This is a genomic window from Sinomicrobium weinanense (assembly GCF_018863395.1).
Taxonomy (GTDB): domain Bacteria; phylum Bacteroidota; class Bacteroidia; order Flavobacteriales; family Flavobacteriaceae; genus Sinomicrobium; species Sinomicrobium weinanense.
On record NZ_JAHKRR010000004.1, the window covers coordinates 151457 to 168432 of the forward strand.

A 16976-nucleotide genomic window follows, 5' to 3' on the forward strand; every position below is an offset into this window, starting at 1 on the left:
TTTAAACGGATTTATTAACAGTATTTTAGGAAATTAAAGGATGTTAAGAAATAAAATACCGGATTTCCGGGAGGCAGGAGCTTTAAGAAAATGTCCGTTGGACATTTTTAGCGACTGGCCAGCCTGCCGCGAGGGCAACGATTTTACAGGTCATAGGAGAACTCAGGGCGAGTTCAATAATCCGGTTTCCGGTGCCTTGAAACTCTTGCTGTCAATGACATGCTTATGCTGTGGTTCTCTGTGGGGCCTCCGTGCAACTTTGTGTAATAGCAATTTCACAGAGATACACGGAGGTCCCGCAGAGTTTCACAAAGATTTTATAAATGTCATTGCTGGTTTATACGGTTGCTGAGATGACATTTTTGTTGTTCTGGCCTTCGGTTTAAGAATTTTTTCTGAAATGCTCGAGCAGCGCCGTTGTAGAACTGTCGTGCCCGGCGACCTCGGTCTTTTCCATATCTTTGAGTATGGTGCTGGCCAGTTGCTTGCCGAGTTCCACGCCCCATTGGTCATAGCTGAAGATATTCCAGATCACCCCTTGTACAAAGATCTTGTGTTCGTACATGGCGATCAAGGCCCCGAGGCTTTCGGGGGTCAGTTTGTCCACGAGGATGGTATTGGTGGGCTTGTTCCCTTCGAATATTTTAAAGGGGAGTAATTTGTTTATTTCTTCTTCGGAAAGGTTTTTTGTCCGGAGTTCTGTGATAACTTCTTCTTCTGTTTTGCCATTGAGCAGGGCTTCGGTCTGGGCAAAGAAATTGGCCATGAGTTTGTTGTGATGGTCCTTATCGCCGTGCAGCGATTGGGTAAAGCCTATAAAATCTGCCGGGATGAGTTTGGTGCCCTGGTGGATCAGCTGGAAGAAGGCGTGCTGCGAATTGGTGCCCGGTTCCCCCCAGATGATGGTGCCTGTCTGGTGATCTACACGGTGGCCCGCGCGGTTCACGCTCTTGCCGTTACTTTCCATAATGCCCTGTTGCAGGTAGGCGGAAAAACGACTCAGGTATTGTGTATAAGGTATAATAGCTTCGCTTTCGGCATTGAAAAAGTTGTTGTACCAGGTGCCGAGCAGGGCCAGGACAACCGGGATATTGTTTTTGAAACCGGCTGTTTTAAAGTGATGGTCCATTTCGCGGGCTCCTTTCAGCAGCTTTTCGAAATTGTCGTGGCCTACGGCAAGGGCTATGGAGAGGCCCACGGCGCTCCAGAGGGAGAAACGGCCGCCTACCCAGTCCCACATGGGGAAAACATTTTCATCGGCAATACCGAACTCTGCAATTTTGGGCAGGTTGGTGGATACGGCCACAAAATGTTTGGCCACATCTTCCTGTGAGGCGTGCTTCAGGAACCAGTTTTTTATGGTGGTGGCATTGCTCAGGGTTTCCTGGGTGGTAAAGGTTTTGGATACCACAACAAACAGGGTGGTTTCCGGGTCCAGGTTTTTGAGTGTTTCGTGAACGTGGTCGCCGTCAACATTGCTTACAAAATGCACATGGAGGCGGTTCTGGTAAAATTTCAGTGCTTCGGTGACCATGGCCGGGCCCAGGTCAGATCCTCCGATACCTATATTGACCACATCGGTAAAGGCTTTGCCGGTATACCCTTTTTTTTCACCGGAGATCACGGCTTCTGAAAACTGTTTTATCTTTTCCTTTACCGCAAAGACCTCCGGGATAACATTCTCCCCGTTTACGGTGACTTCTGTATCTTTTCCGGCACGCAGCGCAGTGTGAAGCACGGCCCTTTGTTCGGTTTCGTTGATAAGGTCGCCGGAAAAGTATTTTTCAATGGCATCTTTCAGTTGCATTTCTTCGGCCAGGGCCAGCAAGTGGTCCAGGGTCTCCTCCGTAATCCGGTTTTTGGAATAATCTACATAGAAATCATTCCACCTTATGGTAAATTTTGCAGCCCTTTCGGGATCGGAATCAAAAAGGTCCTTCATTTCCCTGCCCCGGGTTTTTTGAAAGTGGTCTGCCAGTGTTTTCCAGGCCTGGGTTTGGGTTGGGTTTGTTTTTTGTAGTGGCATTATATTTTGTGTTTATTTATTTTGTCAAAAGGGTTCTATTGGAGTGCGGTTTACATCTCCCCTGGCCCCTCTTCAAAGAGGGGGACTTTTTTCCCTCCCCTCCAGGGGAGGGCTAGGGAGGGGTGTCATCCGGTGAAGTCGCTTCTTCTACAAATTTTCTTATGGAATTTATAACAGAACTTATATCGGTAAAAACGTCTTTATTAGAAAATCGTAAAAATTGCACTCCCTGCGCTTCCAGTCTTTTTTGCCTCCACCTGTCTTTTTTAGGACGATAATCATGTATAGGTCCATCAATCTCTATGGCCAGGAATATTTCGTGACAATAGAAATCTACAATATAATCCAATAACGGAACCTGTCGGTGAAACTCTACCCCAAGGGACTTTTTTCTGATCTTATCCCAAATTTCTTTTTCTGCCGGGGTCTGATTTTTTCGAAGCTCCCGGGCTTTTTCTTTCAGATCTCTGCGACATGGGATAAGTTTATTGGACATAGTAAGGAAGTCATTACTCCCCCACAGCAGTAATAAACTCCTCCTGTTCATCGTCAAACAGGATATTGTCCAGCCGTAGCTTTAGAGGCTGTATGTAGGCCAGGTAGCCTTCTTTTAATTCTTCTTCGATCGGTTCTGCCGATGGGAGGTCTTGTTTGTAAGGGTCTACCTGTTTGCCGTTTTTCCAGAAGCGGTAGCATACGTGCGGGCCTGTGGCCAGTCCGGTGCTTCCCACATAGCCTATAACGTCGCCCTGGTTTACGTGTTGTCCTACCCGGGCTGCGCGTTTGGACATGTGGAGATACTGGGTTTCATAAGTGCTGTTGTGGCGTATTTTAACGTAATTCCCGTTCCCGGAAGTGTAGCTCGACTTGATCACCGTACCGTTTGCCGTGGCTTTGATGGGGGTACCGTGTGGTGCAGCGTAATCTGTACCGAGATGGGCTTTCCATCGTTTTTGTACGGGGTGAAAACGCCTCTTGGTATAGCGCGAAGATATTCTGCTGTATTCCAGGGGGGCTTTCAGGAAGGCCCGGCGAAGGGTGCTGGCCTCTTCGTCGTAGTAATCGCTTATCTGGTTTAGCGAATCGGTCTGGAATTTAAAAGAGTAGAAAGGTTTTTTATTGTGTTCGAAATAAGCTGCCTTTATATTGCCTATACCGGCATAGATGGTATCGTCTATATATTTTTCCTCGTAGATGACCTTAAAGCGGTCTCCCTGTTGCAGGCGGAAGAAATCCACGGTCCAGGCATAGATATTGGAGAGATCATAGGCCACCTGGTAATCCATTTCTTTTTCCATAATAGCCTCGGACAGGGAACTGGTAATGATCCCGGAGGCTTCGCGCTCCACGATGGTCACCGGTTTTTTCTCTTTATAGGCCTCAATGGAATCGGCAAACCGTATTACGACATAATCCACACTGTTTGGCTGATAAATAAAGCACTCGGGGGTTTGCAGGGAATCCTTGCTGCACAGCAGGGTATAGGGTTTTCCTACCCTAAGTCCCCTGACAATGTCGAAAGTATCTTTGGCAGCCTCCGTTATTTTATAGACCTTGGCGTAGTCGATATTGTTCTTGGCCAGGATCTCCCCGAAACTGTCGCCCGACTTTACGGTGTCCCTGCGCACGACGTAGTTATTGAGGTTAAAGCCGAATTCCTTGATCTCGATAGGCTTCAGTACTTCTCTTTTTGCAGTCTCTGCAGTTTCTTCTTTCTTTTCTTTTTTGCAGGCCACGGCAGCTATGGCCAATACACATAAGAGTACTTTCTTTAACATTAATTTTCAGTGTTTTCCGGATTAAACATATGTTCTACCCATTCTTTTCCCCAGTTGTTTTTTTTCTCTTCGTCCCAAATTTCAGGAAAAAAGATGACTTTTTGAAAACTTGGAGGCAAATAATCTCTCCAATTGGTTCCGCCCGAGGCATCTATGGTGCTGTTTTCTCTTTTCAGATAGCGGTAAGCAGAACCCAGGTGCATCAATGGCCAGTTGACATTGGCATTGGTGTCCAGGGCTTTCATGGCCTGTATAAGGATGGGGTTTTTTCTTTCACTGTCTGGCAGTTGCAGGTATTTGTGATAGATGGTAGAGTTTCTGACCTGCTTGGCTATACGCATAAACCTTGGCGTATATCTGTATTCGAACTGTTTCAGGGTCAGGGTCTTTTCGCCCGTAGTGGTGTCGGTGGCCCCTTTTTTCCAGTAGATGTTCTCGTAGAGTTCGTCCAGGGGGGTCTCGGAAGAGCACTCATCCCGTACTGTGTGGTGTACGAGGTTTTCCATCGGGGTGGCATAAAGCTCTATCATTCTGTATTGCGCCGACTGGAAACCGCTGGCTGGCAGGAGCGACATGCGGAATTGCAGGAACTGTTCGCGTTCCATACCGTGGATCATCACTTCGAAGGAGTTGATGAGTGCCTTAAAATAGCGGTTGATGCGGTCTATTTTTTGTATGAAGAAGGCTGCGGTCTGCAGTTTGTCGTCGATGAGCTGTTTTTGTTCGTGGATGATGAGTTTGAAATACAGCTCGGTTATCTGGTGATACATGATAAAGACCTCTTCATCCGGGAAGTGGGTGCGGGGTATCTGAAGACTCAGCAGGGTGTCCAGGTGGATATAATCCCAATAAGTGAGATATCGCTGATGCAGGAGGCCGTCGAGATAATCTCCCAGATCCTGGCCGGAATTTCTGTACTTGTCTTCTAGCTGATTGATCCTATCAGCAATTTCCGGTTTTATGTCCATGTTCTATTTTACTACTACTTTGAACTCGTGTTTGAGCCCTTTGAAGGCTTCCAGGTCAGCTTTTATGGAACCTACCCGGAGGTCTGCCTTTATCCGGATGGGAAGTTTGTTTTCGTCGTCCGAAACCCAGAGGGTCAAACTGCCTTTTTCCTTAAAAACCCGGCCGGCCTGTACATAAGGGCGGAATTTGATACAGGAAATTTTGCCAAATTTAGTCTTTAAAACCTCTTTACCCAAGAACTTAAGTTTAAATTTAAAGGTTTTGTCGTCGTCGAACAACAAATCGAGCTCGGTCTCGTCTCCAACATTCAGGTTTTCCGTTTTATAATGGTTCCGGAGATGATACACTGCAGACAGCAGGTCCTGTATGTCCTTATGTATGGGTATGGTGGTGGTCTTTTTGTGCTTTTTGTTGTTGACTACTGCCTGGTTTGTGGCATAATCAAAATTGATCTCCATGTCTTTGGTGTATCCGCCTTCGTCGATCTGCCGGATAAATTTATACGGCCTGCCATCGTGTTTGTCAAAATAGGTTTCATAATTGTCGTCTACTTTGAAGAACAACCGGGCAAGGCCTGTGGTCTTGCCCAGGCCGACCACATGAAATACGGGCTTCCCGTTCAGGGAAGTTTCCCTGACTTCCATGGTGGCGTAACTGGCGTTAAATATACCGTAATGTACACGAAACTGAAGCCATTCGCCGGGAGCAAAAGCATTTTCGGTAGTCGAACCGTTCTGGGCATAAAGCATGCCGAAAAGGCAAAAAAATATGGTGGTTAAGACAATTTTTCTCATCACTGCTTAAAATATACCGTAAAAATAATAAATTGTGATTAGACTGCCGGCAGTTAGTAGTTATTAAACAGTTACCGTGCCAAAAATATTGTGAAGGAGTAAAAAAACAAGAGGCCCGGAAATTTCCGGGCCTCTTAATTAACCAACCAAAACTTTAAATTATGAAAACTTTACTTAAAGTTACAAAAGGGCACCACCCCTTTTGCTGATACAAAGATATGGCAGAAATCCGCATTTGAGAATGCTTTTAAGAAACTTTAACGCAAAGTGGGGGAAAACAATATTTTTTGTTAAGGAACTTTGTCTACTTCGCAATGAAAATCAATACGCGTTAAAGGGTTGATAACCCTTGTGAACGCTTGTATTCCAGGAGTTGAGACTACGAAAACGTTGTAGTGTGTTCCCGGATGTTCATTTTTTGTGTACGTACTCATTTTTGAGGTGAGGACTGCTCCACAAAAATAAGATAAATGCGGAAAAGTCTATCGGGTTATACTTTTATTTCTATATAATTTTCTGTGTCTCTTTGTCCCTGTTTTGCGGTTCTCTGTGGTAAATAAAGCCCATGCCACGGAAAAATACAAAGTGCAATGCTATACAGGTTTTTTTTACCTTTGGTCTCTATGGATTTTCCGGAAAAATTAGAAGCCAGACTGCGCGACAGGGAAGATAAGAATGCATTGCGGCAACTGCCCGGCAAGGTAATGTATACCGATTTTTCTTCGAATGACTATCTGGGGCTGGCAAGGTCTGCAAAAGTATATCGTCAAACGGAGCGTATTTTGAAGGAAGGGGGCATCGTGCAGAACGGAGCCACAGGCTCGCGGTTGCTGACAGGAGATCATTCCCTTTATTCAGGGGCAGAAGAGATGCTGGCCCGGTTTCACAAGGCAGGAGCGGCACTGGTGTTCAACTCGGGCTATGATGCGAATACCGGTTTCTTTTCGAGTGTTCCGCAACGGGGAGATATAGTGCTGTATGACGAACTGATACACGCCAGTATCCGGGATGGGATACAAACGGGAAATGCCTCAGCTTACAAATTCAGGCACAATGACCCGGAAGACCTGGAGAAAAAACTTTTAAGAGGGTATGAGAAAGTCAAAGGAAAATATGGGGGAGAGTTCTATGTCGTTACGGAATCTGTTTTTTCCATGGATGGCGATTCTCCCGATCTTGAGACGATCGTTGTGCTGGCTGAAAAATATAAGGCCCGCCTGGTGGTAGACGAGGCTCATGCTGTTGGTGTTTTTGGCCGGGCAGGAGAGGGCCTGGTGCAGGAACTGGGACTGCAGGACAGGATGTTTGCGAGGGTCATTACCTTCGGCAAAGCCATGGGATGTCACGGAGCGGCCGTACTAGGGCCGCAAAGGCTTAAGGATTATCTGGTGAACTTTGCCCGAAGCCTTATCTACACTACCGCTCTTCCTCCGCATTCGCTGGCCACGATGCTGGCGGCCTACCGGGAACTTTCGGGTATGTCTTTCAGGAGCGCTCTTCAGGAAAATATCGCCTTTTTCAAATCCGAACTGAAAACACAGCGCCTGGATTCCTGTTTTGTGGAAAGCGGTTCTGCCATACACTGCTGCATCATTCCGGGTAATGAAAACGTCAGAGGAATAGCGGGGAAACTCCGGGACAACGGTTTTGATGTAAAGGCTATACTGTCTCCCACAGTCCCCCGCGGACAGGAGCGGTTGCGTTTTTGCCTGCACAGCTATAATACAAAGAAAGAGATCTCGGAGGTTTTGAAGCTGTTGGCTACATTTGTGGAGTGATTTGGAAGTTTGAACTTGCCCGGGAGTTTCAGGATCCCATCCCGATAGGCCCGATCCTGCTATAATGATCTTTAAAGAGAATTTTATCAATACCATGAAAAAGAAATTTTTTATCACCGGCATTTCCACCGAAGTGGGTAAGACCATAGCTTCTGCCATAGTTACGGAGGCCCTGCAGGCCGATTACTGGAAACCGATACAATCGGGAGACCTGGACAATTCGGATTCTCATAAGATAAAACGCCTGCTTTCCAGTACAAAAACGAAGATACATGCCAATAGCTATGCATTGAAAACCCCGATGAGCCCCCATGCCGCAGCGGCTATTGACGGTGTGAAGATAGAAGCGGACAAAGCGGTGGAGCCCGAAACCCCCAATCACCTGGTCATTGAAGGAGCGGGAGGGGTACTGGTGCCCCTGAATGCCCGGGAGACCATTGCAGACCTGATAAAACCGGACCACAGGGTGTTGATCGTATCACGGCATTATCTGGGGAGCATTAACCATACCCTCCTCACCATAGAAGCATTGAAGCGCAGAAACCTGAATATTGCCGGGATCATTGTCAGTGGAGACGAAAATCCGGCGACAGAAAGCGTAATAGAGCAGATGGGCGGGGTGCCCATAATAGGGAGAATAGCCGAAGAAAAAATGTTCGACCGGGAGGTCGTAAAAAGATATGCGGAGATATTTGCCCCGATATTGCAGAGGCTCTAGGGGGGGATCCTGATAGTCTGTTCATCAACCTGAACTTGTTTCAGGGCCCCATCCCGACCGTCTGATCAATATGATGGGATGCTGAAACAAGTTCAGCATGACGTAAAGACGGCCTCTAGTAAATCCGGCTGTATATCTCGGCTTCTCCTATTCTTTTGATAAAACGATATTGCGTGGCCAGTATGTTCTTAAAGTATATATTGTCCGGAGAGTCGTCTTTCATAAAAGGTATTTTCCCCTTTTCCGTAACAATGATCTGCGGATTGATCACGGAACAGATATACCGTATTTCTTCCACACTGTTTTTCCGGGGATTGTCATAAAAGGGGTAGAGTTGTTCCCGGTCCAGGTTGGAAGGATGGGTTACCGACTTTGTGGGCGGATCTTCGTTAGTAAGCCAGTATCCGATGTGGTTTTCCAGGAAAAAGACCGATTGCACATTGCCAAAGTGTGTGTTGATATATTTAGGAACCTCGATACCTTCGCCATTGTAGAGGGATTTTCCATCCAAAGCCCGGTCACCGAGAAAACAGTATTCTCTTATGGGTTCGAACTGAATGAGTAACAACACCACGGCGACAAAAGGGGTATAGGCTACTTTCAGGGGCCATTTTATATGGCTTACAATGATGGCCAGCGGCAATATCAGGTAGGGGTAAAGCTGAATGAGGTAATGGCTGTTCATCTCACCCGATTGTATAAAAGAAAACATGGTTCCTGCAAGTGCAAGTAAAATATAGGTGTAGTTCCTGCACCGTTTCGGGAAACACCTTTTTCTGCTGTTGAGAAAGATCAGGACAGCAGCGATGCCGATAAAGGGCAGCAGATCCACAAAGGCATCGATATTATTGGCCGGGTCCGGAGTGTCGTAATGTAGTGGTGCCAGTATAACCGATTCCCACCAGACCCATAAAAGGCCGTCTATGTAATAAGGGATGATGGTGAGGAGCACCGGGACCAGAATCCCCGTTCCGTATAAAAATCCTTTTTGTATTGAAGTGTAAATACCTTTTTCCCGGTATTCGAAGAACATAAGGCCAAGTCCTATAAAGAGAATGGGATAAGCCAGGTTGAGTTTTGTCATGGCAGCAATGCCAAAAAGGGCCCCGGCCAGAAAAATATGCCATTTTCGGGAAGCCTTGATCAGGAACCAGAATGCAGGGACGGCGAATAGCATGGAAAGGTGCTCTGTCATCACGCCCTGCACATTGCCGAACAAGCTGGACAAAAAGATATAGAGCATTCCGCACCAGAACCCTACGGCCCGTTTTCCGGACAAACGGTCGCCGATCCTGAACATGTACAGCGATGTAACAGCGATGCCAATAGTACCTGCAAGCCGGATGGCGATAAAACTCTTACCGAAAATTTTAATGATGGCAGCAAAGAAAAAGAAAGCGAGCGGAGGTTTGAGGTCCCAGAGAGCGGTATATGGCAGGTGCCCTTCCGCCCAGGACTGCCCCATGAGGATAAATGTACTTTCGTCCCGGTCTATATAGTCCCGGAAAAAGAAAGGGAAGCGGATAAACAGGGCTACTCCCAGAAAGATCAGGAAGATCTGATAGTACTTTAGGGGGGAATAATTAATGTTAAACCCCTGTTTTAATAGGTTCAATGTTAGTCAGGTTTAGCTACAATTCTCATCTTTGCAAGATACTATAAATAACGACCTGTGATGAAAAATATTTCGGACCGTGATAAAAAACATATCTGGCATCCTTTAACCCAGCATAAGTTACACCCCGATGCCATTGCCATTACCCGGGCAAAAGGGGCGGTATTGTACGATGAAGAAAATAAGGAATATATAGATGGGATAGCCTCGTGGTATACATGTATGTATGGGCACTGTAATGATCATATCATCCGGAAGGCCCATGCCCAGATGCAGCGGCTGGACCATGTGGTGTTCAGCGGGTTTACTCACGATGTGGCCGTGGAGCTTTCGGAAGCGCTTATGGAGATACTGCCCCAAAATCAGCAAAAACTGTTTTTCTCCGACAACGGTTCTACCGCTTCGGATGTGGCTATAAAAATGGCGCTGCAATACCACTTTAACCGGGGAAAGAAAAAAAATATACTGGTTGCTTTTGAAGAAGGTTTCCACGGTGATACCTTCGGGGCGATGTCTGTTTCCGGGTTGTCGGTATACAACGGCCCGTTCGAGGATTTTTTCCTTACTGTGGAACGTATACCCGTGCCCACCGGGGAAAATAATGAAGAAGTGCTGGAAAAACTCCGGCGAATAATAAGTGAGGATAACGTAGCCGGATTTATTTACGAACCGCTGGTACAGGGGGCGGCTGCGATGAAAATGCACGACAGGGAGGGCCTTAATGCACTGATCGGGCTTTGTAAGGAAAACGATGTTATTACCATAGCCGATGAGGTGATGACCGGTTTCGGGAAGACCGGTAAGAACTTTGCTTCGGAATACATGGATAACCAGCCGGATATTATCAGTATGTCCAAAGCATTGACCGCCGGTATGCTGCCCATGGCCATAACGAGCTGTACCCGGAAGGTATACGATGCCTTTTACAGCGATGATATATCGAAAGGACTGTTTCACGGGCATACCTATTCGGCCACTCCCTTAGCCTGTTCGGTTGCCCTGGCAGGGATTGAACTTCTGCGGTCGGAAGAAATGCAGCAAAATTTACAGCGGGTCATGGAATCGCACCGGGAATTTGACAAAAGGGTCCGGAATCATCATAAAGTAGCTGCTACCCGTCAGCTCGGGGTCATCTACGCTCTCGATCTTAATATACAGATGGAACGTTACGGAAACCTCCGGGACAAGCTGTTCCGTTTCTTTATGGACAACGGTGTGTTCCTGCGGCCGTTGGGTAATACGATCTATATTCTCCCGCCTTATGTGGTTACCGGTGAACAACTGCAAAAAATATACGACAGTATTGAACGGGCATTGGATGAGGTAGTGTAGGTAAACTGAATACCAATGCCTTACTATAATTCAGGACCGCTCGGGATACGGGTGGCAGATGTATGGAAATTTTTGTGGGTACCCGATCGGCGAATCGAAAAATGTGCTACATTCGTAGTATGATTTTTATAACATAGATGATCCATCCGCATACCGAGCTGCAATTCATTTCCGATGAAATGGGTTACGGCGTTGTGGCTACACAACTCATTCCCAAGGGAACGATTACCTGGGTCCAGGACAAGCTGGATATTGTGCTTACCTCCGGTCAGATCGAAGAAATGAGCGATTTTTACAAGGACATTCTCGATATTTACACTTTCCGGAACAACAAAGGCGACTATGTGCTCTGCTGGGACCACGCCAAGTATGTAAACCACAGTTTTAAAAGTAATTGTCTCACAACTCCTTATGATTTTGAGATTGCCATAAGGGACATTTACCCCCGGGAGCAATTGACCGATGACTATGGGTATCTCAACGTGTCCAGGCCTTTTCGGGCAGTTTACGAGGGGACGAGGCGCAGGGTGGTATACCCGGACGATCTGCTCAGGTATCACAAGAAATGGGACCATTTCATTTCTGAAGCATTTGCCCGTATTCCGGACGTGGAACAACCGCTGGAGGAGATACTGCCGGAAGAGACCCTGAAGAAAATACGAAATATTCATAAAGGAAAGGAGAAACTGGAGTCCATATTGTCCTGTTACTTTCCGGCAGCGGGAAAATAAATGTTTACCTTTGGAGGCAAAAAGCTGTGCAAAAAACTATTTCCATTACGGCGATATCTTCCGTTTCATCACTGGGTATTCATGCAGGTTCCGTATGGGAGAACTACCTCCGTCCCGGTCACCTCATTTCTGAAAGGGACTTCGGGACAGACCGCGCTTATGTATCCGGACTGATTTCCGAAGGGGAAGAAGAAATAAAGATGCTCCGGGAATCCGATCCCAAATACAAAAGCCTGGACAATTCGGTGTTATACGCGATTTACACTTCGAGAAATGCGGTAAAACAAGCAGGTTGGGGAAAAGGAACCTCTTTCGGGATCAATATAGGTTCTTCCCGGGGGGCTACGGGGCTTTTTGAGGAATATCACCGGGAGTACCTGGAACGGGGAAAGGTGGGAACACTGGCTTCACCAACAACCACGCTCGGAAACATATCTTCCTGGGTAGGACACGACCTGCAGACCAATGGCCCGCAGATATCCCATTCCATTACCTGTTCTACGGCCTTACATGCCTTACTGAACGGAATGGCATGGATACAGGCGGGAATGGCAGACCGTTTCCTCGTTGGAGGAAGCGAAGCACCGCTGACGCCGTTTACCATAGCTCAAATGAAAGCCCTGAAGGTATATGCCAGGGAAGAAGAGGAGGGCTTCCCCTGCAAGGCATTAGATATGGAAAAAAGTTCCAATACCATGGTGCTCGGTGAAGGAGCAGCGGTAGTCTGCCTGGAAAAAGGGAAAAAAGACAACGCCCTGGCCTGCGTGAAAGGGATCGGCTATGCGACGGAAGTATTAAAACACAATATTTCCATTTCCACTGAGGCCGATTGTTTTCAACGCTCCATGAAAATGGCACTGGGAGAAATGTCTCCGGAAGAGGTCGATGTCGTTGTTATGCACGCACCGGGGACCATTAAAGGAGATCTGTCCGAATACAATGCCATCCGGAAAGTGTTTGGCGATCATATGCCCGCGCTTACAACCAATAAATGGAAAATAGGGCATGGTTTTGGTGCTTCGGGCACACTTAGCCTGGAGCTGGCTGTGCTCATGATGCAATATCAAAAGTTTATACCGGTGCCTTTTGATTTGAAACAAAAAACTCCCGAAAAGATCAAAAAGGTGATGGTCAACGCCGTGGGATTTGGCGGAAATGCTGTGAGTATACTGGTGTCGATGGATTGAGAGCGAAGAAGGGGCTAAAAACTGAGATTAGTCCACTGTCACCCCGAGCGTAGTCGAGGGGTTTGGTCAGTTCAAGACATCTCGACTACGCTCGATGTGAGAGATTGAGTTATTTTACACTGGCCTTCAGGTACTCGCGGTTCATTCTTGCGATGTTCTCGAGGGAAATACCTTTCGGGCATTCTATTTCACATGCACCGGTATTGGTACAGTTCCCGAAACCTTCCAGGTCCATTTGTTTGACCATGTTCATAACGCGTTCCGTAGCTTCTGTCTCTCCCTGGGGGAGCAGAGCAAATTGAGATACCTTGGCCGAGGTAAATAGCATGGCACTGGCGTTCTTACAGGCTGCCACACAGGCGCCACACCCGATGCAGGTAGCTGCATCAAAGGCTTTGTCTGCTTTGTGTTTTTCAATCGGGATACCATTGGCGTCCTGGGTGTTTCCGGAAGTGTTTACCGAAATATACCCTCCTGCGTGCTGTATACGGTCGAAGGCGCTGCGGTCTACAACGAGGTCTTTGATCACAGGAAATGCCCTGGCACGGAAAGGTTCTATATAAATGGTGTCCCCGTCCTTGAATTTACGCATGTGCAACTGGCAGGTAGTGATTCCTCTGCCGGGACCGTGAGGTTCTCCGTTGATCTGCAGGGAACACATACCACAGATCCCTTCACGACAGTCATGGTCAAAGGCTACGGGCTCTTTTCCTTCGTTGACCAGCTGGTCGTTGAGGATGTCCAGCATCTCGAGGAATGAGCTGTCGGGCGAAATGTTCTCTACCTTGTATGTTTCCATGGCGCCTTTAGTGTTTGCATTTTTCTGGCGCCATATTTTTAGTGTGAGATTCATTTGTTATGTCGTTATGCGTTATTATTGTTGTAGGCTTGCAAAACATCACCAAAAGGAGGCGTAATACAGCCTGTGTGGGCACAATGCATTGCGCCCTTACATTATTTGTATGAACGGGTTTTCAGTTCCACATTCTTAAATTCGAGATCTTCTTTGTGCATGATAGCCTCAGACGGTTTTCCGGTGTATTCCCATGCAGCTACATAGGTGTAATTTTCGTCGTCCCGTTTTGCTTCTCCTTCTTCGGTCTGGTATTCTTCCCTGTAATGACCTCCGCAGGATTCATTTCTTTCGAGGGCGTCACGGGCAAACAGTTCTCCCAGTTCGAGGAAATCGGCCACACGGCCTGCTTTTTCCAGCTCCTGGTTAAATTCTTCCGCGGTTCCCGGGACCTTCACCTCTTTCCAGAACTGCTCGCGTAATTCGGAAATTTCATGGATGGCTTCGTTCAAGCCTTTGGCATTTCTGGCCATTCCTACCTTGTTCCACATGATAAGGCCGAGCTTTTTGTGGAAGTAGTCCACTGAATGCTTACCATTGTTGTTGATGAGCTGTTGAATTTGCCCGGTAACGTTTTTCTCTGCTTCATCAAATTCCGGGGTATCTGTCGGTATGGGGCCCGTGCGGATATCATCGGCCAGGTAATCACCGATAGTGTAGGGTAGAACGAAATACCCGTCGGCCAGCCCCTGCATCAGGGCAGAAGCCCCGAGGCGGTTTGCACCGTGGTCGGAGAAGTTGGCCTCTCCTATGGCGTACAGGCCGGGAACAGTGGTCATCAGGTTGTAATCTACCCAGATACCTCCCATGGTGTAGTGTACCGCAGGATATATTTTCATCGGGGTTTTATATGGATTGTCATCGGTGATCTGTCGATACATGTCGAAGAGGTTGCCGTACTTGGAAGCAACGACTTCTTCACCGAGTGCCGTGATCTTTTCTTTAGAAGGGTTGTGGATGCCCTGGATGTGAGCCTGTTCTTTTCCGTATCTTTCAATGGCGGAGGCAAAATCGAGGAAAACCCCTTCTTTAGTACTGTTGTTCACCACGCCAAAACCGGCATCGCAACGTTCCTTGGCTGCCCTGGAGGCTACATCCCGCGGCACGAGGTTACCGAATGACGGGTAACGCCGTTCCAGGTAATAGTCCCTTTCTTCTTCGGGGATATCAGTGGGCTTCAGTTTCCCTTCGCGTACGGCCTGGGCATCTTCCAGTTTTTTTGGCACCCAGATACGTCCGTCATTACGGAGAGATTCGGACATCAGGGTGAGCTTGGATTGCTGGTCGCCGTGAACAGGGATACAGGTAGGGTGTATCTGTGTATAGCAAGGATTGGCAAAATAGGCTCCCCGCTTGTGTATTTTCCATGCGGCCGTGGCATTAGACCCCATCGCATTGGTAGAGAGGAAGAATACATTTCCATATCCTCCGGAAGCGATAACCACGGCATGGGCCGAATGTCTTTCGATTTCCCCGGTGATAAGGTTCCGGGCAATAATTCCCCGGGCTTTGCCATCGACAACGACTACATCGAGCATTTCGTGGCGGTTATACATGCTGATCTTCCCCTTGGCGATCTGGCGGTTCATGGCAGAATAGGCTCCCAGGAGCAATTGCTGCCCGGTCTGTCCCTTGGCGTAGAATGTACGGGATACCAGCACCCCTCCGAAAGAACGGTTGTCGAGGAGCCCGCCGTAATCTCTTGCAAAAGGCACGCCTTGTGCCACACATTGATCTATGATATTGCCGGAAACTTCCGCCAGGCGATATACATTGCCTTCGCGCGAACGGTAGTCGCCCCCTTTGATGGTGTCGTAAAACAACCGGTAAACGGAGTCACCGTCGCCCTGGTAGTTCTTGGCAGCGTTGATCCCGCCCTGTGCGGCAATGGAGTGGGCGCGGCGGGGGGAATCCTGGTAGCAAAATGCCTTTACATTATATCCCAATTCGGCCAGGGTGGCTGCTGCCGACCCTCCGGCAAGCCCGGTTCCCACGACAATAACATCGATCTTACGCTTGTTGGCAGGGTTTACCAGCCGGATATTATTTTTATGATTGGTCCACTTGTCTGCTAAAGGGCCTTGTGGTATTTTGGAATCTAAAGTAGCCATAATCGCGAATTATAGTGAATTGAAATAGTGAAAAAGGGCGATGAATATGAACCCCAGCGGGATCAGTATCGCATATGCTTTTCCAATTTTTTTGACGGCGGGAGTGTATTTGTTGTTAAAGCCCACGGACTGGAATGAGGAACTGAACCCGTGCAACAGGTGCAGTGCCAGTAAAACGAACGCGATGCAATACAGAGCTACCCTTACCGGGTCATGGAACTTTTCTACCATTTCCCCGAAGTACCTGTTGGGGTCCTCAGGAAGGAAATGAACGTATTTATGGGCGATCTCCGGAAACCAGAAATCGTAGAAGTGAAGCCCCAGGAAAGCCAGGATCACTATACCGCTGTATATCATGTTCCTGGACATCCAGGAAGAATTGGCATTACCTTTATATTGTACGTATTTGATGTTTCTCGCACTCTTGTTCTTCGCCTCCAGGATAAAACCCATGACGAAGTGAAACACAACGCCGAAGATAAGTATGGGTTGCAGGATAAACTGCACTAAGGGGTTGGTACCCATAAAATGGGAAAACTCGTTAAAGAGGTCGGCGCTGAGTACCGAGGAGAAATTAATAATAAAATGTTGCAGGAGAAACAGTAACAAAAAGATCGCAGAAAGAGCCATGGCGACTTTTCTTGCAATGGAAGATTTTATGAATCCGCTCATCGGTTTTGTAGTTTTTTAACCTGACAAAAGTACTGCTCAGAAAGATTTTGGACAAACTTTGTCTCTTGTTTTAAAGGCAATTTAGAATGAATTTAAAGAAAAAGCGGAGTTCCGTAACAGAATAATGGCTTTTGCAGGAAATGATAACGAAAAAAGTGGATAGACCCACCTTTTCCGCGTTTGTTACAGTTTAAACTTTAAGAGGATAAAAACACATCATTCGCATGCAAATTTATACTTTTGCTTCACGGCGATAATTCCGTAGAATCTTCAAAAAAAATGATTTCTTATGAAATGCCCATAGTACAAAACGGAAATCAACCGATTAATGAGCTTAGGGCATTCCATGCCTGTGCTGAGCACTTCGGTAAACTCAGTATATCACTTGTCGAAGCATGACCTAATTAAAAAC

General features: G+C 47.2%; 14 protein-coding genes. 5 read left to right on the top strand and 9 right to left on the bottom strand.

Annotated features, from left to right (window positions below):
* Positions 1–382: 382 nt before the first annotated feature.
* The 5 genes from pgi to KN811_RS13065 all read right to left on the bottom strand — a co-directional run bounded on the left by pgi (position 383) and on the right by KN811_RS13065 (position 5567).
* Positions 383–2026: a glucose-6-phosphate isomerase gene (gene pgi, locus KN811_RS13045; RefSeq protein ID WP_187963584.1), complete on the bottom strand. Its 1644-nt coding sequence runs from the start codon at positions 2024–2026 to the stop codon at positions 383–385.
* Between the two features lie 112 nt (positions 2027–2138).
* Positions 2139–2522 (bottom strand): endonuclease domain-containing protein, encoded by a 384-nt coding sequence (locus KN811_RS13050; RefSeq protein ID WP_187963585.1) that lies wholly within the window; start codon positions 2520–2522, stop codon positions 2139–2141.
* A 13-nt stretch (positions 2523–2535) separates the two neighbouring features.
* Complete coding sequence (locus KN811_RS13055; RefSeq protein ID WP_187963586.1) at positions 2536–3804, bottom strand: M23 family metallopeptidase; 1269 nt, start codon at positions 3802–3804, stop codon at positions 2536–2538.
* Entirely contained in the window at positions 3804–4772 is a 969-nt protein-coding gene (locus KN811_RS13060) for a tryptophan 2,3-dioxygenase family protein (protein ID WP_187963587.1), read from the bottom strand. The genes KN811_RS13055 and KN811_RS13060 overlap by 1 nt, the downstream gene beginning before the upstream one ends.
* A 3-nt stretch (positions 4773–4775) precedes the next feature.
* Positions 4776–5567, bottom strand: a complete 792-nt coding sequence (locus KN811_RS13065; RefSeq protein WP_187963588.1) for a DUF3108 domain-containing protein — start codon at positions 5565–5567, stop codon at positions 4776–4778.
* Positions 5568–6157: 590 nt separating this feature from the next.
* Here KN811_RS13065 and KN811_RS13070 point away from each other — a divergent pair.
* Together KN811_RS13070 and bioD are read left to right on the top strand one after the other, a co-directional pair.
* The gene (locus tag KN811_RS13070; RefSeq protein WP_247716496.1) at positions 6158–7345 is read left to right on the top strand and encodes an aminotransferase class I/II-fold pyridoxal phosphate-dependent enzyme; all 1188 of its coding nucleotides are present in this window, start codon (positions 6158–6160) and stop codon (positions 7343–7345) included.
* Between the two features lie 94 nt (positions 7346–7439).
* Positions 7440–8063: a dethiobiotin synthase gene (gene bioD, locus KN811_RS13075; RefSeq protein ID WP_187963589.1), complete on the top strand. Its 624-nt coding sequence runs from the start codon at positions 7440–7442 to the stop codon at positions 8061–8063.
* Positions 8064–8178: 115 nt separating this feature from the next.
* Here bioD and KN811_RS13080 read toward each other — a convergent pair whose 3' ends face one another.
* The gene (locus KN811_RS13080) at positions 8179–9678 is read right to left on the bottom strand and encodes an ArnT family glycosyltransferase (RefSeq protein WP_187963590.1); all 1500 of its coding nucleotides are present in this window, start codon (positions 9676–9678) and stop codon (positions 8179–8181) included.
* Between the two features lie 60 nt (positions 9679–9738).
* Here KN811_RS13080 and bioA point away from each other — a divergent pair, with 60 nt between their 5' ends.
* The 3 genes from bioA (at position 9739) to KN811_RS13095 (ending at position 12928) form a co-directional block, all read left to right on the top strand.
* Positions 9739–11010, top strand: coding sequence for an adenosylmethionine--8-amino-7-oxononanoate transaminase (gene bioA / locus KN811_RS13085; RefSeq protein WP_187963591.1), 1272 nt, complete (start codon positions 9739–9741; stop codon positions 11008–11010).
* A gap of 137 nt (positions 11011–11147) precedes the next feature.
* Positions 11148–11741 (top strand): SET domain-containing protein, encoded by a 594-nt coding sequence (locus KN811_RS13090; RefSeq protein WP_187963592.1) that lies wholly within the window; start codon positions 11148–11150, stop codon positions 11739–11741.
* 26 nt (positions 11742–11767) lie between these two features.
* Positions 11768–12928 carry a beta-ketoacyl synthase N-terminal-like domain-containing protein gene (locus tag KN811_RS13095; protein WP_187963593.1) on the top strand — a complete coding sequence of 387 codons (1161 nt, stop codon included), beginning with the start codon at positions 11768–11770 and terminating at the stop codon, positions 12926–12928.
* Between the two features lie 109 nt (positions 12929–13037).
* Here KN811_RS13095 and KN811_RS13100 read toward each other — a convergent pair whose 3' ends face one another.
* From KN811_RS13100 to KN811_RS13110, 3 genes are all read right to left on the bottom strand, one after another.
* Positions 13038–13781: a succinate dehydrogenase/fumarate reductase iron-sulfur subunit gene (locus tag KN811_RS13100; RefSeq protein WP_187963594.1), complete on the bottom strand. Its 744-nt coding sequence runs from the start codon at positions 13779–13781 to the stop codon at positions 13038–13040.
* A gap of 101 nt (positions 13782–13882) precedes the next feature.
* Positions 13883–15892 (bottom strand): fumarate reductase/succinate dehydrogenase flavoprotein subunit, encoded by a 2010-nt coding sequence (locus tag KN811_RS13105; protein ID WP_187963595.1) that lies wholly within the window; start codon positions 15890–15892, stop codon positions 13883–13885.
* Between the two features lie 9 nt (positions 15893–15901).
* A complete protein-coding gene (locus tag KN811_RS13110) occupies positions 15902–16564 on the bottom strand; it encodes a succinate dehydrogenase cytochrome b subunit (RefSeq protein WP_187963596.1) in 663 nt (220 codons plus the stop codon).
* Positions 16565–16976: the final 412 nt, after the last annotated feature.